Raw genomic sequence first — 23,726 nt, forward strand, 5'->3', positions numbered from 1 at the left:
TCACGCTCCCTTGAGGACGACGGTGAGCACGACCGCGATCACGGCCAGTACCCCCAGGAAGACCAGGCGCTGTGTGCTCGTCCGGTTGGCGCGTCGCAACTCCTGGGCCGCCCGGCGCCGTTCGGTCTCCGCCTGCTGTGCCCGGTGCTGCCAGTGCTGGACGGCCTGCGCCACCTGGGCGCGGGCGTCGTCGACCTCCCGCCGGGCCGCGGCCTCGGCGGCGGCGATCCGCCGGCCGGCCTGGCTCTCGGCCTCGGCCAGCCGCCGGTCGGCTTCCTGCCGCGCCCGCCGTACCGCCTCCTCGGCCCGCTCCTCCCGCAGCCGGGCGCCGCGCTCGACGATCTCGGTCCGCTCGGCCAGCTCCCGGTGCGCGTAGGCGAGTTCCTCCTGGGCCCGGCGTGCCGCGGCGGCGGCCTCGGCACGCACCCGCTCCCGCTCCTGAGCCACCGCCCGGTCCAGCAGGGCGTCCAGGTCGGGCCCCTCCCCGACCGGGAAACGCGCGGTGCGACGGGGTTCGCCGGTGTCCGGCGGTTCGGTGTCGGTGTAGAGCTCGGCGACGGAGGTCGCCGCGCCGACGGACGGTTCGGCCAGGGACAGCGGCACCGGGCGCACGATCAGCCGGGACGGGTCGACGACGGTGACCGGGCGCCAGCCGCTGAAGCCGTCCGGCTCGTCGTCGTACACCGCCGTGGCGGGGCAGCCGGAGCCGAGCACCGCGTCGGTGCCGTCGACCTGTGCCCACAGCGTCTCACCGGCCGTCAGCAGGGAGCCGACGACCTCCGGTGACGGAGCCGGTACGCCGACCGGAGGTGCGGACGGGCCGGGCCGCCGTCCACCGGACCCAGGGGGGCCGGAGGCGTCGAGAGTGCCCCACTCGTCCTCGGCGGCCGGGGGCGGAGGGGCCGCCTGCCGCCGTCCCCCGGACGGCGTCTCGTCCGTCTCGTCCGCAAGTGAACCCCACTCGCTCATATCCGCCCCCCGCGCATTTCCGGATCCCCAAGACCACTGCCCAATAAAGTAATTAACATCACATCAGCGGGCGCGTGGGGACTTTCGGGGAAGCGGGGGAATCCTGTGGAAAAGCATCTGACCGCGGACTTCGAAGAGGCATGCTTCCTCGTCGACCTCTCGAACGTGGTGCGCCGCCAGGACCTCGGCGAGCCCGGCCAACGCTCGCTGCGCCGCCTGGCCCTCGTCATCGACGCGGCCGCCCGGCTGGCCCGCGACCCGGACGTCAGGCTGTACCTCGTCGCCGACCGCAGTCTGCGGCACGGCGGCGGCCGCCACGAGTTCACCGACCCGGCGGACGTACACCTGCTGGCGAAGTGGGTGCGGCTCGGCCTGGTCGAGGAGCTGGGCGACGCGGACGGACGGGTCCTGGAGCTGTGCGAGATGACCGGCATCCCGGTCATCACCGGCGACCGCTACCGGGACGCCCGCGACAACTTCCCCTTCCTCCAGGGCAACACCGACGACTTCCTGGAGCCGGTACCGGGGCAGCGCGGCACGGTCCGGCTCGTCCCGCTGGACATGCAAGTGGCCTCCGCGGCACAGATCTCCCGCAAGAAGGAGGAGTCGGTCCTGAAGAAGCAGGGCCTGCTCGATCCCCGGCGCAGGCCCCGCTCCGAGGTGGTGCTGCGCAACTGGCGCTGCCCGGAGGAGCGGTGCTCCGTGTACGACACCCGCAAGGGCGCGCTGGTGCTGCTGCCCCGGATGCGGCGTGGCCTCCCGACCTGCGAGCACCACGGTCTCGAACTGATCGACGACGGCCCGCGCACCGCCACCGCCCAGGTCAAGCTGCTCGTCGCCGACCGGGTCTCGGCCCGCTTCACCCTGGAGGACGGCTCGACGGTACGGATCGGCCGGAAGCCGGACCCCGACGGCATCGCCCTGCACGACCTGCTCCCCGCCGACCTGGCCGCCCTCGTCAGCCGCACCCACGTGGAACTGCGGGTCGCGGGAGGCGCCCTGCGCGCCACCGACGTGAGCTCCTTCGGTACCCGGTGGCGGGCTACGGACAGGTCGGGCCCCGGGCCCTGGCACGACCTCCCCAAGGGCGCCGTACGCGACTTCCGCGCCGGGGACGAACTGGAGCTGACCGAGGGCGTCGTCCTGGCCCGCAGCGGGCGGCGCTTCCCGGCGGAGCTGGCCCAGGAGTGGCAGCGCCGGAAGCCGCCGAGCGGGGAGGGGGCGGAGGCGGTCACGCGGGTGTACTGAGCGGCGGTCACACGGGAGAAGGGGTCCTCAGCCCCCGGAGGACGATCCCGCGCCGCTGCCCTGGGCACCGCCCGCCGCGCGGATGAGGGACCTCGCCTCGGACTCCAGGCGCCGGGCCAGCGGATCTTGGCCGAATCCCATGGCGCCGAGGTCCCGGGCGAGTATGAGGAAGCGGCTTGCGAAGTCCCGTACGTACCTGTGGGCGTCGACCTCGCCACCCCTTTCGCCGCGCCGACGCTCCGCCGCGGCGGTCCGCGCGATGGCCCGTACCCGCTCGTCCACCCGGATGCGTACAGCCTCCGGCGCTTGCGACCGCATCACCTGGCGCATCAACCGGTCACACGACTCGGTCAGTTCGCTCAGCAGCCCCAAGTCCCGGTTGACCGACCAGGGCTGCTGGGTGAAGACGAAGCCGCCCAGCGCGGGCCGGAAGCACGGGTGCACATGGAACTCGTCCTCCCCCGGCCCCGGCGGCGCCTGGCTGCCGCCCGAGTACACCACCCCGTCACCGCGCCGCACCCCGAGGAACCCGGCCCCGTACAGCACGTCGATCAGGCCCCGCACGGTCAGACTGTCGGTGTAGTCGGGATAGTCCCGGTGCAGCGCGTCCCTGCGCCCCTCGAACCGGCTCTCCAGCACCTCCCGCGTCACGACGTGCGCACTGTTCTCGAACATGGCGAACAGCGCCCGCAGGAAAGGATGGTTGACCAGGTACTCCTTGGCCAGGTCCTGCAACTTCCACCGGGAGAACCGCTCCGTCGCCGCCAGCACGTCCGCCTCCGTGATCCACGGCCCGCCCCGCTCATGAGCCGCGCCGCGGCAGGCGTTGAGGAACTGGATGGCGTCCCGGGGCCGGGGCAGCGCACGCCGGAAGAGGTAGTCGGCGGTCGGCTCACCCCGCACCACCGACGGGAAGACCTCCCCCCACAGCTGCTCCTCGCCGATCTCGACCCCCAGCGAGGCCCGGGCCCGGGCGAGGGCCACGTCCTCAAGCCCTCTGCGGCTCCAGCTGATCCTGATCTCGTCGCTGTGGAACTTGTCCCCCTCGCTGAAGTTGAGGGTGTCGTAGATGTCGGACCGCAGGAACAGCGCGGTCCGTACGGCGCTGCCGTAGTGCCCGGTCGCATGCTTGGCGGCGAGCAGCAGTCCGGCGACCAGGGCGTGGCTGTCGGCGTCCACGGTCCACACCTGCTCGAGCTGGTCGACGAGGAAGAGCAGCGGTGGATGGGAGCCGTCGCAGCCCAGCTCGGCGAAGGCGGCGGCCACTCCGTCCTCCAGGACCTCCAGCTGCCGGCCCGCCCGCGCCCCTTCGGAGGCCCCGTTGACCCCCAACGCGGCCTCCGCGCCGAACGCCTTGAGGGACAGGTTCGCGGACTGCAGCCCGCTCGCGCCGCGCCGGAGCCGGTCGTAGAGCCGGGAGTCGTCGTACTCACCGTTGGCCCGCAGGAACCGGCGCAGCGCCCGGACCGCGGACGGCAGCCGCCGCCGGTGGTGCCCGGTACGCGCGTGTCCGGTCAGGTGCCGTGCCGCGTGCACCGCGAACACGTACCGCCAGATCAGCGACTTGGCGGTGTCGGCGGTGACCCCCTGCAGCTCGAACCGCCGGATCTCGTCACCGGCGGCGTCGTCGGGCGTGATCAGCACGGAGGCCCCGGGATGCCCCCGAGCTGTCGCCAACTGCCGGCAGATGGCGCTCTTCCCCGATCCCTTGCGCCCGATGATCAGCGACTTCCGCCCCGAGAGCACCTCCTCGTAGGCATGGTTGGGCCGGAACACCGCCCCGCGCAGCAGCCCGTCCTTGAGATCGGTCTCGGCATCGTCCCGCCCGAAGAACAACCCCCCGACCGAAACACCCTCCAACCCCACAAGCGCCCCCCGGTGATACCCCGGTCAAGGACCCGACTCGCCGGGAGTCCGGCCCCTTCGTTCCGTGTCACGCATTGAAGCGGAACATCGGCGGCTCCGCCATGAGCCACCGCCGGCCTCGTCCGGCATCGCCTCGTCCGGCATCGCCTTGTTCCGCTCCCGCGGCCCGGGCGTCGACTGCTGACGTGCGGTCATCGTCAGCTCAGGTTCGGGGTGGATCACAATCGTGCACTACCTCGCATACCCGGCGTTCAGGTTGCGAGCAGGGGTGGTGCGCATGTTCGGATGAGTCGATGCCCACCCCCCACCGCACAGATCCGCGTCACCGCCCCGACGACCGCTCCGAAGCGCCCCGAAACCCCTACGAGGAACTCGGCACCCTCGACGGGGGCCCGCTGGAGGACTTCTTCGCCGAGGGCAGCGCCGAGCAGTGGCCCGAGCGAGAGCAGGCACAAGAGCCGGAGTGGACCCCACCGGTCCACCGCCGCGGCGGCCGGCGTCGGCGTGGCCGGTTCGCCGGGCTGCCGCTCGCGGTGAAAGCGGTGGTGGGCCTGGCCGTTCTCACCGCCTTCGTGGCCCTCGCCGACCGCTGGGCACTGCTGTACGCCGAGCACCGGACCGCGGAGACCCTGAAGCACCGGATGGGCTTGGCCGCGGCGCCCGAGGTGGAGATCGGCGGCTTCCCCTTTCTCACCCAACTCGCCGACAAGAGGCTGGACTCGGTGCGGGTGACCGTGCCGGACGTGGCGGCCGACCGGGTGTCGCTGGCGAAGGTGTCGGCCACGGCCCACGACGTACGGCTGGACGCCGACGGTCTCACATCCGTGCACGGCGCCCGCGCCTCCCGGATCAACGGCGACGTCCTGCTGTCCTTCGCCGACCTCAACCGCGAACTCGGCGCTTCCCAGGTGACGTTCACCGGTGAAGGCCGTGACCGGGTCCGGGCCCGCGGCACCCTGCCGGTCGCCGGCCACGACCTGCGACTGCACGCCGAGGCCACGGTCCAGCGGCAGGGCGAGCGGGGCATCGCCACGAGGATCGGCGGCATGCGCCTGGACATCGGGGATCTGGCCACGTACCGCCCCGGCACGCGCGCCTCGGACGGCCTGCACCTGACGCCGAAGGGGTCCGCCGACCTGGCCCGGGAGACCCGTAAGGCGAAGTCCCTGCTGTCGGTCCCGTCGATCGTGCGGCGGCTGGGAGTGCCCGAGGCGACCGTGCACGAGGCCCTGAGCGACGACGGCAAGCTCACCGAGCTGACCGGCTCCCCGCGCTTCGCCCGCCAGGCCCAGCGCCTCAACCTCGTCGACCTGGCCATGGACAACCCCGAGGTGCTCCGCGGCCTGGGCCTCGACCCCGACCTCCTCGACGCCCTGTCCCAGCTCACCCGCCCGGCCCTCGCCGACCGGCTGTCCCTGGCCTTCGATCTGCCGGAGCCGAAGCACGGGGACCTGCGGCTGCGGGACGTGCGCGTGCAGAAGGACGGCATCCGGGTGCGACTGACGGGCTCGGGGCTGTCCGTGGGCAGCTCGTGAGCCTGCGTCCTCAGCGGCAACCCAGCGCGGAGAACGTACCCCTGATGACTCGGCCGGGTTCACTCGGTCGCCGTCAGCCTCTCGTCCGCCATGCCGAGCCGTGCCTGCTCCTCCTCGACGATCCGGCGCGCCAGCTCGGTGTCCGACACGTCGACCGCGTCCGGAGAGGCCTCGGCCACGGCGCTGCGGCGGGCGTAGGCGTCGAACAGGCGAGTCTTGGCCTCGAGCATCTTCACCATGCGTTCGTCGACGCCTCCGGTGGCGAGGAGACGGTACACGCGAACCGGCCTGACCTGGCCCATACGGTGCGCCCGGGCCACCGCCTGATGTTCGATGGTCGGCTTGATCTGGGGTTCGCAGATGACGACGACGGAAGCCGCCTGCATGTTGAGGCCGATACCTGCCGCCTGGATCTGGGCCAGGAGCACCGCGGGGCCCGAGACGCCGGCGAAGTCGTCGACGATCTGCTGCCGCCGCCCGGCCGAGACGCCTCCGGTGAGTGGACCGAACACCGGAGTGCCGTCGGTGGTCGTGGCGGCGAGTGCTTCCTTCACCACGCCCAGTACGTCCTTGAAGTTGGAGAAGACCACCATCTTCTGCCCGTTCTCGCCGGCCTCCTGGACGATCTCCCGGAGCCGTTCCAGCTTTGCCGACTTCTCGGGGCGCATATACGCGGCCCTGCGCATCGCCATGAAGTTTCCCGCGCGCACGGCTTCACGGTATGCCTCCTCGTCCGAGGCGCTCAGCTCCTCCCATTCGTCGGTCTGCTGGAGACTCGGGAGTTCCGTCAGCACGTCCTCCTGGTTGCGCCTCAGGTAGACCGGGGCCACAGCCTTGCGGAAGCCGACCGACCCGGCCAACGCGTCCTTCTCGCCGAGGGAGTCCGCGACGCCGCCGTCAAGCATCCGGACCAGGTTGCGGAACTCCACGACCCTGTTCTCCATCGGGGTGCCGGTCATGAAAAGGGTGCGCGCGCAACGCTCCGCCCACAGGGCGACCGCCTGGGACCGCTTGGCTTTCGGGTTCTTCACGGAGTGCGCTTCGTCGACCACGAGCAATCCGACCTCCGCGCCGCCCGGCGCGGGAAAGCCGCGCAGCGCGTCGAACGTGGTCACCGCGACCCCGCCTCGCCCCTCCCAGTCGGCGAACGCGTAGTGCCGGTCCGGGCCGTGGAGCACCATGACACGCAGGGCACTACGGGCCTCGATCTCCCGCGTCCAGTTCACGAGGACGCTCGCCGGGCAGACGACCATGAAGTGACTCTGTCCTTCGGCGGCCAGGTGTGCCAGCACGGCGATCGCCTGGATGGTCTTCCCGAGGCCCATCTCGTCGCCGAGTATCACCTTGCGCTGCGCCAGTGCGAACCGCGCGCCGAACGCCTGGTAACCGCGCAGGGAGACCCTGCGGTGCGCGTCGTCGAGGTACTGGGTCCGCACCCGTTCGGCGATCTCGTCCGGCAGGAAGCCCTCGGCGGCGGCCGTGTCCGGCTGCCGCCCGGATATCTCGGCGAGCAGGCTGTAGTACTCGGCAGAACGGAGTTCGAAGTCCACCCACGCCGCGATGTCGGACGAAGGCCCGCGGAGCAGGTCCACCGACGCCTGGGCAAGCAGTTCGGGCAGGGCCGCCTGCTCCGCCTCGTCCACCAGCGACCGGATCTCGGTGATCGCCGCCAACGCGTGTGCCTTCTTGTCCTGGCCCGCCAGAAGCATCCGGAACCGTCCGGCGGCGGGCCTGGCGTCGGCGAGCAGCGGACCGAGCCGTGCCGACAGGACGGCGGCCCTGTCGACCGCGCGACGAGCGTCCGGGCCCGCCTCCACCAGTACATGCAAGGCTGTGACGAGCGCGGTGGTGCTCGGTTCCGGCCGGTCCACGTCGATGTGGACGGCCACGCTCTCGTGCACGGCCTCGGAGAGCCGACGGGCGGCGGCGAGCATCTGGTCGACGGTGCGCTGCCCCACCCCGGGAATCTGCCGCAATCGGTAGGGGCCCGCTTCGAGAACACTGCCCACCGTGCGCAGCCTGTTCTTCTCGACGCTCCCCAGCCGCAGCCGCCCTTCGGTGACGTCCTGCAGCCGGGCGACGGGGATGGCGTCGAGCTCCCGCTGCACCGCCGCGTCGTGGATCGGCTTCAGCGCCGCCCGTACCGCCTCGACCGCCCTGCCGTGGTCACCGACCAGTGCCTGCGCCGCTTCGTGCAGTCGTGCTCCCCGCGCGACCGTGTCCCGCTCACCACGCCCCACGCCCCACGCCTCCCGCCCCTCTCCCGCCCTCCCCGCATCCTCCCACCGCGGCACCGGCCCGACGGACGTGCACGGTGCCTTTGCGGATCGAATGGCGGTCAGTGGACTGCCGTGCCACGGGATGGCGCCTGCACGTGTTCGGAGGAGTCGTCCTCACCGGACCCACGGGCCGCCCACGGCCCCGAGGTCAGGAAGCCCAGCCCGAGGATGGCCGCACCACTGCCGGCGATGATCCACCAGGCGGCCGGGCGTGCCCCGGCGGCGATCGCGGCACCGGTCACAGCGATGCCGAGCGCGGCCCCGACCTGACGGCTGGTCGCGGCGAGCGCGGCGGCCAGCCCGGCCTGGGTGCGTGGCAGACCCGAGACCGCTGTGTGGGTGATGGGCGCGTTGACGAAGCCGAAGCCCAGGCCGAACAGCGCGTACGCCGCGTAGAGGAGGACGTCGGAGTGGCCGGCCGGGCGGGTGGCCGGTACGGCCAGGATGCCGCCCGCGGTGATACCGGCGCCGGCGAGCAGGAGCGGGACGCGTGGCCCGCGGTTTCCCACGATCCGTCCGGACAACGGTGGGCACACCAGTGACAGCACCGCCATCGGCAGCAGGCGCGCCCCGGTCTCCAGCGCGTCGAGCCCCAACGTGTTCTGCAGGTAGAGGGTGCTGGCGAAGAGGAAGCCGCCGAGCGCGGTGAAGGCGCAGACCGCCATGGCCATCGCACCGCTGAAGGGAGCGCTGCGGAAGAGGCGGGGGTCGATCAGCGGCTCTTGACGCCTTTTCGAGTACGGCACCAACCCGGCCGGCGCGCCGGTCGCGGCGACCATGCAGGCCACGATCGCGGGTGACGCCCAGCCCCGCCCCGGCGCCTCGATGATGGCGTACGTCAGTGTCCCGAGCGCGGTGATCACGAGGAGCTGGCCCAGCGGGTCCGGCCTGCGGGGCCGCGGTGCGCGGGACTCCGGGACGAACAGAAAGGTGAGCAGCAGCGCGGCCAGCCCGATCGGCACGTTCAGCCAGAACACCGACCGCCACCCGGCCGTCTGCACCAGTACGCCGCCGAGGATCGGCCCGGCCGCCATGCTGATGCCGACCACCCCGCCCCACACGCCGATGGCCCTGGCCCGCTCCTGCGGCTCTGGAAAGGAGTTGGCGAGGATGGCCATGGCCACCGGGGTGAGCATGGAGCCGCCCACCGCCTGCGCCATGCGGAAAACGATCAGCCAGTTGAGGGACGGGGCCAGGCTGCACAGCGCCGACCCGCCGGTGAACAGCACGAGCCCGAGGAGGAAGACGCGCCGCCGGCCGACGCGGTCGGCCGTGGACCCGGCCAGGATCAGCAGCGAAGCCAGCACGATGGTGTACGCGTCGAGCGTCCACTGCAGGCCCGCCACGGAGCAGTGCAGGTCCTGCTGGATCGAGGGCAGGGCGACATTGAGGACGGTCGTGTCGAGGCTGACGAGCAGCACACTCAGACAGCAGACGGCCAGGACCGTCATGGGCCCGCCGCGGGCGGAAGAGGACACGTGGGCCGCCCTTCCGGCGTCAGTGCCGCGGCCGGTCGGTGGCATGGGCGTCGGCGAAGTCCCAGAGGACGGGGAGGAGTTGCTCGGGGGTCTCGGTCTGGGGCATGTGGCCGGTGCCCTCCAGCAGCCGGAATTCCGCGTCCGGGACGGCCTGTGCGTAGGCGCGTCCGTAGTCGGCGTCCACGACCTGGTCGCTCGCGCCCCAGGCGACCAGGGTCGGACGGGTGACCTTGGCGAGGCGCTCGGGCAGGGTGGGGTCGGCCATGGCGTGCGGGCCCGAATAGACCCGCAGGGTCTCGCGGTTGGCGGCCATGACGGCGCGCCGCGCCTCGGTCAGCGCGCTGGGGTCGAAGCGGAACTTCGAGGGATCGTGGAAGGAGAGGCGGGACAGCTCGACGGGCGTCAGGGAGAACGTGTCGGCTATGGGGTGACCGGGGACGGGGATGCCGACCGCGTTGACGAGGGTGACGCTGCTGATCCGGTCGCCGCCCAGGGCCGCCAGTTCGGCCGCGATCCAGCCGCCGATCGAGTTCCCGACGACGGCGACATCCCGCAGGTCGAGCGCGTCGAGCAGGTGGGCGTACACCTGGGCCAGGGTCGTGACGTCGGTCAGCCACCCGGGGCGGGCGGTGCCGTCGAAGCCGGGGTGGACGGGGACGAACACCCTGGCCGGCCGCTGCTCGGCCAGGAGGCCGGCGAACGGGGTGACGGTGCCCGGGCCACCGCCTCCGTGCAGGAGCAGGAAGGGGTGTCCGTGCTCGCCGTGGAGGTCGACGGTGACGTCGAGGGTGCCCTGGGCGAGGGTGAGGGTGTGGGTGCTGCGGGGCATTTCCGGACTCCTCAAGTAGGTGTTCCCAAAGGGAAAATGGCGTGCCGTCACGCGAAGTCGGTCGCGGGGACCGTGGCGTACCGGCTCATGGCCGCGACGGTCGATTCCGGGGTCAGCTCCTGGCCGCCCGCGATCATGTTCCGCAGGTCGCGGAAGTACTGCACGTACAGGTCGGGCGTGAAGGTGTTGAGCATCACCGCCGGCTCGTCGCCGAGGTTGGCGAAGGTGTGCGGGGCGCCGGGCGGGATCATCGCGAGCGTGCCGGCCGGGGCCACGTGGGTGGTCTCCCCGACGGTGAAGTGGACGGTGCCGGAGACCACGTAGAAGCCCTCGTCGTGCTGGGCGTGGCGGTGCTGCGGCGGGCCCTGGGTGTGCGGGGCGATGGTGATCTCTCCGATGCCGAGGCGGTGCCCGGTCGTACTGCCGTCCTCGAGGATGCGCATCTGTGTCGGGCCCAGCTGGATGGTCTCGCCGTCGCCCGGGCCGACCATGGAAACCGTGCTCATTGCTCCTCCTTCATGAGAGCTGACTCTCACGAGATTAGGGAGTCGAGTTTCGTAATGCAAGTGGACTCTCATAAAGAGAGGATGCTGCTAGCATGAGGGCGGATCGACGGGAGGAGTCACACGATGACGACACGGACGGGGACCGGCCGCACCAACCAGAAACAGCGCACGCGGACGGCGATCGTGGCGGCCGCCCGGGAACTCATCGGCACGGGCGCCGAGGTGACCATGCCCGCGATCGCCCGCGCCGCCCTGGTCTCGGAGGCCACCGCCTACCGGTACTTCCCGGACCTTCCCTCCCTGATCAGCGAGGCCCTGGCCGGCGCCTGGCCACCCCCCGCCGAGGCGCTCGCACCGGTCGCGGACTCCGCCGACGCCGTCGAACGCATCGCTTTCGCCTGCGAGTTCCTGCTGCGCGGCATCCTCGCCAGGCAGGGCTCGGTGCGGGCGATGATCGCCGCCACCATCACCCGGCCCGAGACGGTGACCACCCGCCCCGGCGTCCGTTTCGGGCTCATCGACCACGCGCTCCTCCCCCTGGAGGACACGCTCGGCGCGACGGACCCGGACGCGTTCGCCCAGCTCAAGCGGGATCTCGCGGTGGTCGTGAGTGCCGAGGCGCTCTTCACCCTCACCGATCTGTGCGGCCTCAGCCCCGATGAGGCCGTCACCAGCGCCGTACGGACCGCGTCGACCCTCACGGACGCCGCGGTCCGCTCGATCGCGCCGGGGCGCTGAACGGCACCTCACCCCGAAACCGCCCGCCGGGAACGGCATTTGTGATCACATCCTCTTTAACGCATGCAGGCGAGTGAGGGAGTGGTGGGGTGGGCAAGCACGCACGTCCGCGTCGAAGAAACACGCAGCGGGCAGCGGCGATCGCGGTTCCGGCAGTGGCCGCGGTGGCGATGGGCGCAGTATCCGCGTCGGCGACGAGCGGACTGACCGCGGCGGACAAGGCCATGGCCGGGAAGCTGGACCAACGGGTGGGCGTCGCCCACCTGGGAAGCAACGTGGTGGGCGAGGTCCGGGACGTGGCCTCGGGCCATACCGTGTGGTCCAAGCGGCCCACCACCGGGTTGATGCCCGCGTCCACCAACAAGCTGGCGACGGCCGTCGCCGCGCTCACCGTGCTGGGCCCGGGCCACACCGTGAACACCAGGACCGTCTACCACGCCGGAGCGGTGTACCTGGTCGGCGGTGGCGACCAGCAGCTCACCTCGGCCGACCTGCAGAGCCTCGCCGCCGCCACGGCCGGTGCGCTGAAGAACAGCGGCCACAAGTCGGTGCGGGTGATGGTCGACGACCATCTCTTCGCCGCCCCCACGCTCGCTCCCGGCTGGAATTCCGGCTACTACCCCGACACGGTCGCTCCGGTCCGGGCCTTACGCATAGAGGGCGACAACACCCAGGACACCGCGCTCACCGCCGGCAAGGTCTTCGCCCAGCAACTGGCCTCCCAGGGGATCACCGTCGGCAGCGCACCCGCGCGGGCCACCGCACCGCACGGGAGTTCCGCTCTGGCCACCCACAAGTCCAAGCCGCTGTCGTCGGCGGTGAAATACATGCTCAAGTACAGCGACAACGACATCGCCGAGGGGCTGCTGCGGCTCACCGCGCTCGGCCAGGGCCGGGCCGCCACCTGGGCGGGCGGCACCGCCGCGCTGCATTCCGTACTGGTCCACTACGGCATACCGCTCACCGGCGTGAAGGAGTACGACGGCAGCGGCCTGTCCCGCAGCGACCGGATGACCGCCGACGCGCTGTCCGCCATCGCCGCGCTCACCGTGGACCCGCACCACAAGGCGGCCCTGTCGTCGATCCTGGACGGGCTGCCCATCGCCGGCGTGGACGGCACCCTCTCCCAGGACGAGGACCGCTTCACGACCGCCCCCGCGTCCTGCGCCACGGGAAAGGTCGAGGCCAAGACCGGCACCCTGAGCGACGTGACCGCCTTGGCCGGGGTCACCAAGGGCAAGGACGGCCGCTGGAAGAGCTTCGCGTTCGTCGAGAACGGCACCGCCCCCACCACAGCGGCCAAGCACGGCCTGGACGGTCTCGCGGCCACGGTCGAGGGCTGCTGGTAGAAACGGAGTCCATCCGCGACCTCAGCGCACCACGGCACATTGTGTACACATGAGACACTCAGTACACTTGAGCGCATGACGCAGCCGCTGCCCACAGAGTCCATCCGCGATGTGCGCGCACACCTCGCCGAGGTCGTGGAGCGCGCCGACCGCGACGACGTACCCACGGTGATCACCCGCCGGGGCAAGGAAGTCGCCGCTGTCGTCTCCATCGAGGTGCTACGCAAGTACCAGGAGTGGGAAGAGCGCGAGATCAACCGGATCATCGACGAGCGCATGGCCAATCCGGCACCCGGCATCCCGATCGAAGACATCATGAGGGAGACGCTGGCGCGCGGTGAATGAGTACCGGACCGTTTTCCGCCCCGAGGCGCAGGCCGAGCTTCGGAAGATCCCTCGCGACATGGCGCTGCGCATTCTCGCCAAGCTGACCGAACTGGAGAGCGATCCCCTCGGATTCAGCACCACCGCGCTCGTGTCGCAGCCAGAACGCCGTCGGCTACGGGTCGGCGACCACCGCGTCGTCTACACGATTGAAAACGAAAAGCTCGTGGTGTGGGTCGTCCACGTCGGACACCGCTCCACCGTCTACGACACCCCTTTTTGAACCGCACGCTTGCCAACCACTCCGCGTGCGGCGACGAACGGCCACACATGAACTCGGCCACGAGGCTCTGACCTGCGGAAATGCGGGCGCATCCCAGCACCTCAACGCTGTAATAGTTTCTGTACTAAACTGACTGCATGAAGTCACCCCGCCCCGGCGGCACGGAGAACATCTCCGTCTCGATGCCCGCGGAACTCCTCGGCGCTCTGCGTACGCGCACGGGCAAGCGCGGTGTGTCCGCCTACGTGACCGCGGCCGTCCGGCACCAGCTGGCGATGGACGGCCTCGCCGAGATCGTGGCCTCCTACGAAGGGGAGCACGAACCGCTGAGCGAGGCCGAAGTCCAGGCCGCGCAGCGTGAACTGTTCGGTGACGCCCCGGCTCCGTACGCATCCGGCGACAGCGTCGCATGAAGGCACCCGCGGCCAGGTCCCTGGTTCTGGACTCCCAGGCTCTGTCGCTGCTCCTGCGCAACGACCGCCAGATGATCACCCGGATCGAGGCCGCACGGCGCGTAGGCGTACCCGTCCTCGTGTCGGCACTGACGGTGGTGGAAGCCGTCTACGGGAAGACGGATACCGCCCGGCTGCACTGGGTGCTCTCCCGACTTCAAGTCCAGGACGTCACCCAGGCAGACAGCCTCGCCGCGGTGCAACTGCTGAGCGACGCCGGTGGTCTGCACGCACACAAGTACGCCATCGATGCTCTCGTCGCCGCGATGGCGCTCCGCGTCCCGGCGCCCGTCCTGGTGTTGACCTCGGACCGCGATGACTGGTCGAAACTGTGCGGCGACCGCGTACAGATCGTCGACATCTAGCACACGGGCCCGAGTGAGCTGGGGCTGGGCCCGGCGGCTGGAAGCAGCCCAGCGCCCGGTCCTTGACCAGGGATGGGCGTCCTATCCCTGGGCGACAGCTGCCATCCGTCCCGGAGGGGCTGTAGCTCCCTGCGGCACAAATTCCCGTAGGTGGTTCGTCAGAGACAGAGCGCCATCGCCTCCGCCACGTCAACGAGGGCAGTCACGGGCACGAGGCGCTTCTCGGCCGCAGGCCAAGCTCTGGACTCACCCGCTAGACATTGAACCGGAACTCCACCACGTCCCCGTCCTGCATCACGTACTCCTTGCCCTCCATCCGCGCCTTCCCCTTCGCGCGGGCGTCGGCGACCGAGCCGGTCTCGACCAGGTCGGCGAAGGAGATGACCTCGGCCTTGATGAAGCCCTTCTGGAAGTCGGTGTGGATGACACCGGCGGCCTCGGGGGCGGTGGCGCCCTTCTTGATGGTCCAGGCGCGGGATTCCTTGGGGCCGGCGGTGAGGTAGGTCTGGAGGCCGAGGGTGCGGAAGCCGACGTGGGCGAGGGTGGCGAGGCCGGGCTCGTCCTGGCCCACCGACTGGAGGAGTTCGAGGGCCTCGTCCTCGTCCAGTTCGGCGAGGTCCGCCTCCAGCTTGGCGTTGAGGAAGATCGCCTCGGCGGGGGCGACCAGGGCGCGCTGCTCGTTCTTGAAGTCCTCGTCGATCAGCTCGTCCTCGTCGACGTTGAAGACGTAGAGGAACGGCTTGGTGGTGAGCAGATGCAGGTCGTGCAGGAGCTCGGCGCGCTCGCTGCCCTGGACGACGCCCTGGGAGAAGAGGGTGTCGCCCTTGTCGAGGATCTCCTTGGCCTCCTCGACGGCCTTCACCTTCGGCGCCACGTCCTTCTTGATCCGCGACTCCTTCTGGAGGCGCGGCAGGACCTTCTCGATCGTCTGGAGGTCGGCGAGGATCAGCTCGGTGTTGATCGTCTCGATGTCGTCCTTGGGCGAGACCTTGCCGTCGACGTGCACGACGTTCTCGTCCTTGAAGGCCCGGATGACCTGGCAGATCGCGTCGGACTCACGGATGTTCGCGAGGAACTTGTTGCCAAGGCCCTCGCCCTCGCTGGCGCCGCGCACGATGCCGGCGATGTCGACGAAGTCGACGGTGGCCGGAAGGATGCGCTGGGAGTCGAAGATCGAGGCCAGCTTGGCCAGCCGCGGGTCGGGGACGCCGACCACGCCGACGTTGGGCTCGATCGTGGCGAACGGGTAGTTGGCCGCCAGCACGTCGTTCTTGGTCAGGGCGTTGAACAGGGTCGACTTGCCGACATTCGGCAGACCGACGATTCCGATCGTGAGCGACACGTTACGACTTCCCGAAGGTGAGAGGGCCAGAGGCTGCCAGGGGTGAGGGGCCAGAGGACTGGACCGGCCGATCCACCAGTCTACGGCGTCCCGGCACGCGCCCGGTGGCCGCGTCGAACGCATGGGCACGTGCTCGGACAAGCTCGGCTCACCGGCGTGTCAGATGGGCTATTCGGCACATAAAACGACCTAGGTTGGTTCAGTGGAGCAACACAGGACGCCACCCGAGCGACACGGACCGCGACGCGGCTCACCGCCATCGCCGACGCCATTCCCGCCGCAGGCCAGGAGCCGCCCCGGGGAGGAGCGACGGCCTGCCCCGGGGGCGGCGCGGCAGGCGCCGGCGCCAGTGCCGGCGGCCGAGTTACGGCGGCTGCCCAATCCCCGGCTCACCGGGCTCGGCACGGGACTGTTCAGCGGTGCGGCCATGCTTCTGCTGGGCTGCCTCGACCAGCTGCTGTTCGGGGCGTCCCTGACGCTGTACGGGGTGCTGTTCCTGCCGGTGTGCGTGCTGACCGCGCTGTGGGTGCGCGGGGGCGACCTGCTGACCGCGCCGGTGGTCGCGCCGATCGCCTTCGCGGTGGGGCTGGTCCCCGTCGCCGACAGTGCCGGGGGGACGGCGGGCCGGGTCATGGGACTGGTGACCGCGCTGGCCACACAGGCGGGGTGGCTGTACGGGGGGACGCTCGTCGCCGGTGCGATCGTGCTCGTACGGCGGGTCCGGCTGGTGCGCCGCCGGACCCTGCGGCACCGGTAGGACGAGGCTCGTACCGGGGTAGGGCCGAGGCTCACACCGGCAGCGGTGCGGCCTCCTGCCCGTCCTTCGCCGCCCGCATCGCCGCCCCCACGATCCCCGCGTTGTTCTGGAGCTGGGCGGGCACGATCTCGGCCCTGATGTCCTCGATGAGGTGCAGGAACTTGCCCGCCTTGCGGCTGACGCCGCCGCCGATGATGAACAGCTCCGGGGAGAAGAGCATCTCGACGTGGGCGAGGTACTTCTGCACGCGGCTCGCCCACTGCTCCCAGCTGAGGTCGTGGTCCTCCTTCGCCTTGCTGGAGGCCCGCTTCTCCGCGTCGTGACCGTGCAGCTCGAGATGGCCGAGCTCGGTGTTGGGGAGCAGGATGCCGTCGGTGAAGACGGCGCTGCCGATGCCGGTGCCGAAGGTGAGCAGGACGACCGTGCCCCGGCGGCCCCGGCCCGCGCCGAACTCCATCTCGGCGACGCCCGCCGCGTCCGCGTCGTTGACCACGGTCACCGGCAGGCCGCCGAGGCGCCCGCTGAACAGGGCGCGCGCGTCCGTGTCGATCCAGCTCTTGTCGACGTTGGCCGCCGTACGCACCGTCGCCCCGCCCGTGACCACGCCCGGGAAGGTGAGCCCGACCGGGCCCGTCCAGCCGAAGTGCTCGACGACCTGCTTGACGCCGTCGGCCACCCCGTCCGGTGTCGCCGGATGCGGGGTGAGCACCTTGCAGCGTTCCTGGGCCAGTTCGCCCCTCTCCAGGTCCACGGGAGCGCCCTTGATCCCGGATCCGCCGATGTCCACGCCGAAGATCTGCATGGACCCACGCTACGACGTGGGGCCGGCGGTCACGTCACGGACGTAGGCCGCTCACGCCTGAGGGGTGCCGGAACCGCCGCGCTCCGCCACCAGGGCGGCCGCCTCGTCGCGCAGGTCGCGGCGCAGCTCCTTCGGCAGGGAGAAGGTGATGGACTCCTCGGCCGCCTTGACGATCTCCACGTCCCCGTAGCCGCGCTCGGCGAGCCATTCCAGGACCTCTTCGACCAGGACATCCGGGACGGAGGCGCCGGAGGTGACGCCGACCGTGGTCACGCCCTCCAGCCAGGCCTCGTCGATCTCGGCGGCGAAGTCCACGAGGCGGGCGTCGCGGGAGCCGGCGAGCTTGGCGACCTCGACGAGCCGCTTGGAGTTGGAGGAGTTGCGGGAACCGACCACGATCACGAGTTCCGCCTCGGCGCCCATCTGCTTCACGGCGAGCTGGCGGTTCTGCGTGGCGTAGCAGATGTCGTCGCTCGGCGGGGAGATGAGCTGCGGGAACTTCTCCTTCAGGGCGTCGACCGTCTCCATCGTCTCGTCGACGGAGAGCGTGGTCTGGGACAGCCAGACGACCTTGGACGGGTCGCGGACCTCGACCTTGGCGACGTCCTCGGGGCCGTCGACCAGCTGGATGTGGTCGGGGGCCTCGCCGGAGGTGCCGATGACCTCCTCGTGGCCCTCGTGCCCGATGAGGAGGATGTCGAAGTCGTCGTTCGCGAACCGGACGGCCTCCTTGTGGACCTTGGTGACCAGGGGGCAGGTGGCGTCGATGGTGGCGAGGTGCCCGCGCGCGGCCTCCTCGTGCACGACGGGGGCGACACCGTGCGCGGAGAACATCACGATGTTGCCCGGCGGCACCTCCTCCGTCCGCTCGACGAAGACGGCACCCTTCTTCTCCAGGGTCTGCACGACGTACTTGTTGTGGACGATCTCGTGCCGGACATAGATCGGGGCCCCGTACTGCTCCAGGGCCTTCTCGACGGCGATCACGGCGCGGTCCACACCCGCGCAGTAGCCACGGGGGGCGGCGAGCAGGACACGGCGGCCAGGCGAAGCAGTCATGCCATCCATCGTAAGGCCGCGTCCGGTGCCGTAGACCGCGTGCGTCCCGCGTTGTCGGTACCGGCCGTTACGCTCGACCGCATGGCTGTGAACACGTCCGCGGACGCCCCGCTGCCCGTCGGCGAGATCTCGCGGCTCATCGGGGGCTGGATCGACCGGCTCGGCGCGGTGTGGGTCGAGGGACAGATCACCCAGTTGTCGCGGCGGCCGGGCGCCGGGGTGGTGTTCCTGACGCTGCGCGACCCGTCGTACGACGTCTCCATCAGCGTCACCTGCTACCGGCAGGTGTTCGACGCCGTCGCCGATGTCGTCGGCGAGGGCGCCCGGGTCGTGGTGCACGCGAAGCCGGAGTGGTACGCGCCGCGGGGGCAGCTGTCGCTGCGGGCCGTGGAGATAAAGCCCGTGGGGGTCGGGGAGCTGCTGGCCCGGCTGGAGCGGCTGAAGAAGACGCTTGCGGGCGAGGGGCTGTTCGCGCCGGAGCGGAAGAAGCCGCTGCCGTTCCTGCCGCAGCTGATCGGGCTGGTGTGCGGCCGTGCCTCCGCGGCGGAGCGGGACGTGCTGGAGAACGCCCGGCACCGCTGGCCCGCGGTCCGCTTCGAGGTGCGCAATGTGGCCGTGCAGGGCGTGCATGCCGTGCCGCAGGTCGTGCAGGCGGTGAAGGAGCTCGACGAGCTCGAAGCCGTCGATGTGATCATCGTGGCGCGCGGCGGCGGCAGTGTGGAGGATCTGCTGCCCTTCTCCGACGAGCAGCTGGTCCGGGCCGTGGCAGCCTGTCGTACGCCGGTGGTGTCGGCGATCGGGCACGAGCCGGACAACCCGCTGCTGGACCATGTGGCGGATCTGCGGGCCTCGACCCCGACCGACGCCGCCAAGAAGGTCGTGCCGGACGTCGGCGAGGAGTTCGACCGGGTGCGGCAGCTGCGGGACCGGGCGCGGCGGTGTGTCACGGCGCTGGTGGAGCGGGAGGAGCGGGGGCTGGCCCATGCGCTGGCGCGGCCCTGCATGCAGGACCCGCACCGGATGGTCGACGAGCGCGCCGACCATGTGGCGTCCCTCGCCGACCGGGGCCGCCGTACTCTCGGCCATCTCCTCGACCGGGCCGACTCGGAGCTGACGCACACGCACGCACGCGTGGTGGCCCTCTCCCCGGCCGCGACGCTGAAGCGCGGGTACGCGGTGCTGCAGAAGGCCGACGGGCACGCGGTGCGTGATCCGGACGAGGTGGCGGCGGGCGAGGCGCTGCGGGCGCGGGTCGCCGAGGGCGAGTTCTCCGTACGAGTGGACACAGGGATGGGTGGATGACCGGCAAGGTGGATGAGGCGCTCGGTTACGAGCAGGCGCGGGACGAGCTGATCGAGGTCGTACGGCGGCTGGAGGCGGGCGGTACGACGCTGGAGGAGTCCCTGGCGCTCTGGGAGCGGGGCGAGGAGCTGGCCAAGGTGTGCCGGCGGTGGCTGGAGGGCGCGCGGGCCCGGCTGGACGCGGCGCTGGCCGAGGAGGAGAAGGCGGAGGCGGAGGAGTAGGCCGTCGCGCCACCGGGCGCGCGGCGGCGGGCTGTGAAGCGGATCACGGCGCCCCGACATTTGTTGAACGTTGAACTTACCTGGCGTACAGTCGTGCCCATCAGCCGGTCCGGCACCCCCGGATCCGGACGCCGTCTGCAGAGAGTTCAGTCATGTCCCTCGTTCTTGACCCCGCCGCCCAGGACCTGCTCTTCCGTGAGGCCCGTACCGCGAACGCCTTCACCGACGAGCCGGTCACCGACGAGCAGGTGCAGGCGATCTACGACCTGGTCAAGTACGGTCCGACCGCCTTCAACCAGACCCCGCTGCGCGTCGTCCTGGTCCGCTCCGCCGAGGCCCGCGAGCGCCTGGTCCCGCACCTGTCCGAGGGCAACCGGGCCAAGACGGCCGCCGCCCCGCTGGTCGCGATCCTCGCCGCGGACAACGAGTTCCACGAGGAACTGCCGGCCCTGTTCCCGGCCTTCCCGCAGGCCAAGGACGCCTTCTTCGCCGAGCGTCCGGTGCGTGAGCGCTCCGCCACGCTGAACGCCGCCCTCCAGGCCGCGTACTTCATCGTCGGCGTCCGCGCCGCCGGCCTGGCCGCCGGCCCGATGACCGGCTTCGACCCCGAGGGCGTCCGCAAGGAGTTCCTCGACGACGACCACACCCCGCTGATGATCGTCAACATCGGCAAGCCGGGCGAGAACGCCTCCCACCCGCGCTCGCCGCGACTGGCGTACGACGACGTCGTCAGCGTCGTCTGAGCGACTCCCCCATGTGGCTGAGGCCCCCGGCGGCGCCGGGGGCCTCAGCCATGTCATGCCCGTTCGGGTACGCGGCTCACGCCATCTTCAGCGCTTCGGCCATCTTCGTCAGCTGCGCGAACGACGCCGTGCCCGCCACCACCGTCGTGGAGCCGGGGGTGTCCTCGAGGACGAGCGCGTCGTAGCGGCCGCCGGTGTAGCGCGTCCACGTGCGGTCGCCGATCCGCTCGGTGACCTTGGTCGCCTTCCCGCCCTGGCTGGCGGTGTCGATGAAGTCCGCGCGCTTCTGAGTGGACTGCTCGACCGCCACGTACTGACCGTCGGGATTCTGGAAACCGAGATGCCAGCGGTCGAAGTGGTCACCCTGGAAGCGGACGGACGTCGCCTTCCAGGAACCGGGCAGGCCCTCGGGCGCGGCCACCGGGTAGTCCGCGGCGCGCCGCGCCGTGGACAGTTCGATCCGGTAGTCGACCCGCTGGAGGTCGGGAGCGTGGTCGCTGTGCGGGACGAAGAGGTAGATGACCCCCGCCGCGACCCCGATCACGGCCAGGGAGAGGATCATGTCCCGGACCGTATGCTGCTTGCCGTTCTTGCCTGCCACGCCCCCTATCGTCGCAGGTGCCCGGCGCGCTCATCCGTGGGGTCCCCTGCTCATTTTGTCTGCCTAACGATAGAGTCGGGGATATCACCCTCATCCGGCCGTCGCCGTATCAGAAAGGTGCGCTCCGATGACCGAACATCATCATCTGCCCTCGGAACTGGACGTCCCGTCCGAAGCCCCCGACCGCAACCTCGCCCTCGAGCTCGTCCGGGTGACGGAGGCGGCGGCGATGGCCGCGGGCCGCTGGGTCGGGCGCGGCGACAAGAACGGCGCCGACGGCGCCGCGGTGCGTGCCATGCGGACCCTCGTCTCCACCGTGTCGATGAACGGCGTGGTCGTCATCGGCGAGGGCGAGAAGGACGAAGCCCCCATGCTCTTCAACGGCGAGCAGGTCGGCGACGGCACCGGGCCCGAGGTCGACATCGCCGTCGACCCGATCGACGGCACCACGCTGACCGCCAAGGGCATGCCCAACGCGATCGCGGTACTGGCCGCCGCCGAGCGGGGCGCGATGTTCGACCCGTCCGCCGTGTTCTACATGGACAAGCTGGTCACCGGCCCGGAGGCGGCCGATTTCGTCGACATCAACGCGCCGGTGTCCGTGAACATCAAGCGGATCGCCAAGGCCAAGAAGGCCACGCCGGAGGACGTCACCGTCGTCATCCTCGACCGGCCCCGGCACGCGGGCCTGATCAAGGACGTCCGGGAGGCGGGCGCGCGCATCAAGCTCATCTCCGACGGCGATGTCGCCGGCTCCGTCTACGCGCTGCGCGAGGGCACGGGCGTCGACCTGCTGCTCGGTATCGGCGGCACGCCGGAGGGCATCATCTCCGCCTGCGCCGTGAAGTGCCTGGGCGGCACGATCCAGGGCAAGCTGTGGCCCAAGGACGACGAGGAGCGGCAGCGGGCCATCGACGCCGGCCACGATCTGGACCGGGTGCTCACCACGGACGACCTGGTGACCGGGGAGAACGTCTTCTTCGTGGCGACCGGTATCACCGACGGTGAACTGCTGCGGGGTGTGCGGTACCGGTCGGAGACCGCGCTGACCGAGTCGATCGTCATGCGCTCCCGGTCCGGCACGGTCCGGCGGATCGACTCCGAGCACCGGCTGAGCAAGCTGCGGGCGTACAGCGCGGTCGATTTCGACCGGGCGAAGTAAAAAGGCCCCGGGGCCGTAGCGGTCCCAGGGTCCCTGGATGAATGGGGCGCTCCCGGTGCGGAGGGGGCGCCCCATTCACACGTCCGTGAGTCGGGCTACCCCGCCGCCGCTATGCGGCTCGCCGCTCGCGCGGTCTTCTTCAGTTCCATCTCGCGGCGGCGGCGCCGGGCGAGGACCACGCGGCGTTCGGCGGCGGTGAGGCCGCCCCAGACGCCGTACGGCTCGGGCTGGAGCAGGGCGTGCTCGCGGCATTCGACCATCACGGGGCAGCGTGCGCAGACCCGCTTGGCCGCCTCCTCGCGGGACAGCCGGGCGGCGGTGGGTTCCTTGGAGGGGGCGAAGAACAGGCCTGCCTCGTCGCGCCGGCACACCGCCTCGGTGTGCCAGGGTGCGTCTTGGTCCCTGTCCCGCACTGGACCCCGCTGGGCCGGAACAGCAGCTACCTGCAGGGACGAATGCGGCGGTTGCAGCACGGGTCTACTCCTGACGACGGCTTCGCGAGCGAGAGACGATGCAGCAAGCCCTACCCGCTGTGCGCGCGCCTATGCACTGCGTTCCGGGCCGCGGGAGTGCGGCGGCTTGTTCACGACCCTGTGCGCCGGCTGTCGAAGGACCGAATCGTTCCGGTTCCCGCCTCCTTCGCGACCGTCAACGGTCCAGGTGTCTGCGCAAACCCTTGTCGACCTTGCGCTGCACGCGGTCGAGGATGTCCGCGACGAGCTTGCCGCGCTTCGGCCGCGCCTCCACGTTGCCCAGCACCGCCCATCCGTCCACGTAGATGACGGGGGCGTCGGACTCGACCGAGTCCAGCGTGTCCACCTCGAAGTTGCCGAGCACTCCGCCGCCCGTGCCGCGCAGCGACACGTTCTCCGGTACGCGGATCTCGACGTTGCCGAAGACCGACACCGCCTTGATCACGACCTGCTGGTACTCGAAGATCGCCTCGCTGAGATCGATCTCGACACTGCCGAAAATGGCGTACGCGTGCAGTCGGCGCCCCGCACGCCAACGGCCCCGGCGTATGGCGCTGCTGAACACCGCGACAACGTTGGCGTCGGCCTCGGCCGGTATCGCACCGGCGTCCGGGCGGGGCGGCACCGGTGTGTAGCCCGGGGACGCCTGGCGCTCATGGGCCGCCGGCAGGTCCTGTATGAAGACCTCCAGCTCGCCCACCGTCTTGGCGTTCAGCACCCCCTCCACGCGCTCGGCGTGCTCGTCCGCGGTCAGGCGGCCCTCGGCGAGGGCTTCGCGCAGGATGTCGGCGATGCGGTCACGGTCGGCGTCCGAGGCGCGGAGTCCGGTGCGGAGTTCGGTGACGCGCGGCGCCGCGTCCTGCTGTCGAGCCGGCTGATCCTGCTGATCCTGCTTCTGAAGGTCCACGGCAGCAGCGTACCGAAACGCGATAGATCGCGACTAGGGGTGTGGATAACCTCGGTGTGGCGAACTGAGCCTTACCTCACAGGCCCCCTGTCTCGGGCAGGTTCTACGCTGGTGAGCGCCCGCCAACGTCGGCGGG

General features: G+C 70.9%; 25 protein-coding genes. 13 read left to right on the forward strand and 12 right to left on the reverse strand.

The window, feature by feature from the left end:
* Window positions 1-969: a hypothetical protein gene (locus ACH45E_RS34785; RefSeq protein ID WP_361447662.1), complete on the reverse strand. Its 969-nt coding sequence runs from the start codon at window positions 967-969 to the stop codon at window positions 1-3.
* 105 nt (window positions 970-1,074) lie between these two features.
* On the opposite strand from ACH45E_RS34785, the gene ACH45E_RS34790 reads away from it, so the two are divergent.
* Complete coding sequence (locus tag ACH45E_RS34790) at window positions 1,075-2,217, forward strand: FHA domain-containing protein (RefSeq protein ID WP_361447660.1); 1,143 nt, start codon at window positions 1,075-1,077, stop codon at window positions 2,215-2,217.
* A gap of 27 nt (window positions 2,218-2,244) precedes the next feature.
* Here ACH45E_RS34790 and ACH45E_RS34795 read toward each other — a convergent pair whose 3' ends face one another.
* Window positions 2,245-4,053 (reverse strand): P-loop ATPase, Sll1717 family, encoded by a 1,809-nt coding sequence (locus ACH45E_RS34795; protein ID WP_361447658.1) that lies wholly within the window; start codon window positions 4,051-4,053, stop codon window positions 2,245-2,247.
* A 323-nt stretch (window positions 4,054-4,376) separates the two neighbouring features.
* Between ACH45E_RS34795 and ACH45E_RS34800 the strand changes: the two genes are divergently transcribed.
* Window positions 4,377-5,618, forward strand: coding sequence for an LmeA family phospholipid-binding protein (locus ACH45E_RS34800; RefSeq protein WP_361447656.1), 1,242 nt, complete (start codon window positions 4,377-4,379; stop codon window positions 5,616-5,618).
* Window positions 5,619-5,677: 59 nt separating this feature from the next.
* Here ACH45E_RS34800 and ACH45E_RS34805 read toward each other — a convergent pair whose 3' ends face one another.
* From ACH45E_RS34805 to ACH45E_RS34820, 4 genes are all read right to left on the reverse strand, one after another.
* Window positions 5,678-7,858, reverse strand: a complete 2,181-nt coding sequence (locus tag ACH45E_RS34805) for a DEAD/DEAH box helicase (protein ID WP_361447654.1) — start codon at window positions 7,856-7,858, stop codon at window positions 5,678-5,680.
* 98 nt (window positions 7,859-7,956) lie between these two features.
* Window positions 7,957-9,348 (reverse strand): DHA2 family efflux MFS transporter permease subunit, encoded by a 1,392-nt coding sequence (locus ACH45E_RS34810; RefSeq protein ID WP_361447806.1) that lies wholly within the window; start codon window positions 9,346-9,348, stop codon window positions 7,957-7,959.
* 46 nt (window positions 9,349-9,394) lie between these two features.
* Window positions 9,395-10,204 carry an alpha/beta hydrolase gene (locus tag ACH45E_RS34815; protein WP_361447652.1) on the reverse strand — a complete coding sequence of 270 codons (810 nt, stop codon included), beginning with the start codon at window positions 10,202-10,204 and terminating at the stop codon, window positions 9,395-9,397.
* A 47-nt stretch (window positions 10,205-10,251) separates the two neighbouring features.
* The gene (locus ACH45E_RS34820) at window positions 10,252-10,710 is read right to left on the reverse strand and encodes a cupin domain-containing protein (RefSeq protein WP_361447650.1); all 459 of its coding nucleotides are present in this window, start codon (window positions 10,708-10,710) and stop codon (window positions 10,252-10,254) included.
* Between the two features lie 123 nt (window positions 10,711-10,833).
* Between ACH45E_RS34820 and ACH45E_RS34825 the strand changes: the two genes are divergently transcribed.
* From ACH45E_RS34825 to ACH45E_RS34850, 6 genes are all read left to right on the forward strand, one after another.
* Window positions 10,834-11,448 (forward strand): TetR/AcrR family transcriptional regulator, encoded by a 615-nt coding sequence (locus ACH45E_RS34825; RefSeq protein WP_361447648.1) that lies wholly within the window; start codon window positions 10,834-10,836, stop codon window positions 11,446-11,448.
* A gap of 170 nt (window positions 11,449-11,618) precedes the next feature.
* On the forward strand, window positions 11,619-12,797 hold the full coding sequence (gene dacB / locus ACH45E_RS34830) for a D-alanyl-D-alanine carboxypeptidase/D-alanyl-D-alanine-endopeptidase (RefSeq protein WP_361447646.1): 1,179 nt from the start codon (window positions 11,619-11,621) through the stop codon (window positions 12,795-12,797).
* 75 nt (window positions 12,798-12,872) lie between these two features.
* Window positions 12,873-13,142 carry a type II toxin-antitoxin system Phd/YefM family antitoxin gene (locus ACH45E_RS34835; RefSeq protein WP_055621811.1) on the forward strand — a complete coding sequence of 90 codons (270 nt, stop codon included), beginning with the start codon at window positions 12,873-12,875 and terminating at the stop codon, window positions 13,140-13,142.
* A complete protein-coding gene (locus ACH45E_RS34840; protein WP_361447643.1) occupies window positions 13,135-13,404 on the forward strand; it encodes a type II toxin-antitoxin system RelE/ParE family toxin in 270 nt (89 codons plus the stop codon). Before ACH45E_RS34835 ends, ACH45E_RS34840 begins: the two co-directional genes overlap by 8 nt.
* 137 nt (window positions 13,405-13,541) lie before the next feature.
* A complete protein-coding gene (locus tag ACH45E_RS34845) occupies window positions 13,542-13,817 on the forward strand; it encodes a hypothetical protein (protein WP_361447641.1) in 276 nt (91 codons plus the stop codon).
* The gene (locus ACH45E_RS34850) at window positions 13,814-14,221 is read left to right on the forward strand and encodes a PIN domain-containing protein (RefSeq protein ID WP_361447639.1); all 408 of its coding nucleotides are present in this window, start codon (window positions 13,814-13,816) and stop codon (window positions 14,219-14,221) included. Before ACH45E_RS34845 ends, ACH45E_RS34850 begins: the two co-directional genes overlap by 4 nt.
* A gap of 253 nt (window positions 14,222-14,474) precedes the next feature.
* On the opposite strand, the gene ychF is transcribed toward ACH45E_RS34850, so the two are convergent.
* Entirely contained in the window at window positions 14,475-15,563 is a 1,089-nt protein-coding gene (gene ychF, locus ACH45E_RS34855; protein ID WP_361447637.1) for a redox-regulated ATPase YchF, read from the reverse strand.
* 202 nt (window positions 15,564-15,765) lie between these two features.
* Between ychF and ACH45E_RS34860 the strand changes: the two genes are divergently transcribed.
* A complete protein-coding gene (locus ACH45E_RS34860) occupies window positions 15,766-16,320 on the forward strand; it encodes a DUF6542 domain-containing protein (protein WP_361447635.1) in 555 nt (184 codons plus the stop codon).
* Window positions 16,321-16,351: 31 nt separating this feature from the next.
* Here the strand turns inward: ACH45E_RS34860 and ppgK are convergent, their stop codons facing one another.
* Entirely contained in the window at window positions 16,352-17,122 is a 771-nt protein-coding gene (gene ppgK / locus ACH45E_RS34865; protein WP_361447633.1) for a polyphosphate--glucose phosphotransferase, read from the reverse strand.
* Window positions 17,123-17,173: 51 nt separating this feature from the next.
* Window positions 17,174-18,190 carry a 4-hydroxy-3-methylbut-2-enyl diphosphate reductase gene (locus ACH45E_RS34870; RefSeq protein WP_361447631.1) on the reverse strand — a complete coding sequence of 339 codons (1,017 nt, stop codon included), beginning with the start codon at window positions 18,188-18,190 and terminating at the stop codon, window positions 17,174-17,176.
* Between the two features lie 72 nt (window positions 18,191-18,262).
* Between ACH45E_RS34870 and xseA the strand changes: the two genes are divergently transcribed.
* The 3 genes from xseA to ACH45E_RS34885 all read left to right on the forward strand — a co-directional run bounded on the left by xseA (window position 18,263) and on the right by ACH45E_RS34885 (window position 20,447).
* Window positions 18,263-19,483, forward strand: coding sequence for an exodeoxyribonuclease VII large subunit (xseA, locus tag ACH45E_RS34875; protein WP_361447629.1), 1,221 nt, complete (start codon window positions 18,263-18,265; stop codon window positions 19,481-19,483).
* Complete coding sequence (locus ACH45E_RS34880) at window positions 19,480-19,704, forward strand: exodeoxyribonuclease VII small subunit (protein ID WP_361447627.1); 225 nt, start codon at window positions 19,480-19,482, stop codon at window positions 19,702-19,704. Before xseA ends, ACH45E_RS34880 begins: the two co-directional genes overlap by 4 nt.
* A gap of 152 nt (window positions 19,705-19,856) precedes the next feature.
* Window positions 19,857-20,447, forward strand: coding sequence for a malonic semialdehyde reductase (locus tag ACH45E_RS34885; protein ID WP_361447625.1), 591 nt, complete (start codon window positions 19,857-19,859; stop codon window positions 20,445-20,447).
* Window positions 20,448-20,523: 76 nt separating this feature from the next.
* Here the strand turns inward: ACH45E_RS34885 and ACH45E_RS34890 are convergent, their stop codons facing one another.
* Window positions 20,524-21,048, reverse strand: coding sequence for a DUF4245 domain-containing protein (locus ACH45E_RS34890; protein ID WP_361447623.1), 525 nt, complete (start codon window positions 21,046-21,048; stop codon window positions 20,524-20,526).
* A 127-nt stretch (window positions 21,049-21,175) separates the two neighbouring features.
* On the opposite strand from ACH45E_RS34890, the gene glpX reads away from it, so the two are divergent.
* Window positions 21,176-22,210: a class II fructose-bisphosphatase gene (gene glpX, locus ACH45E_RS34895; RefSeq protein ID WP_361447621.1), complete on the forward strand. Its 1,035-nt coding sequence runs from the start codon at window positions 21,176-21,178 to the stop codon at window positions 22,208-22,210.
* A gap of 95 nt (window positions 22,211-22,305) precedes the next feature.
* On the opposite strand, the gene ACH45E_RS34900 is transcribed toward glpX, so the two are convergent.
* Both ACH45E_RS34900 and ACH45E_RS34905 read right to left on the reverse strand, forming a co-directional pair.
* A complete protein-coding gene (locus ACH45E_RS34900; protein ID WP_361447619.1) occupies window positions 22,306-22,683 on the reverse strand; it encodes a WhiB family transcriptional regulator in 378 nt (125 codons plus the stop codon).
* A 175-nt stretch (window positions 22,684-22,858) separates the two neighbouring features.
* Entirely contained in the window at window positions 22,859-23,590 is a 732-nt protein-coding gene (locus ACH45E_RS34905) for a DUF1707 domain-containing protein (protein ID WP_361447617.1), read from the reverse strand.
* Window positions 23,591-23,726: the final 136 nt, after the last annotated feature.

Source organism: Streptomyces sp. NPDC020299 (assembly GCF_044387825.1).
Taxonomy (GTDB): Bacteria; Actinomycetota; Actinomycetes; order Streptomycetales; family Streptomycetaceae; genus Streptomyces.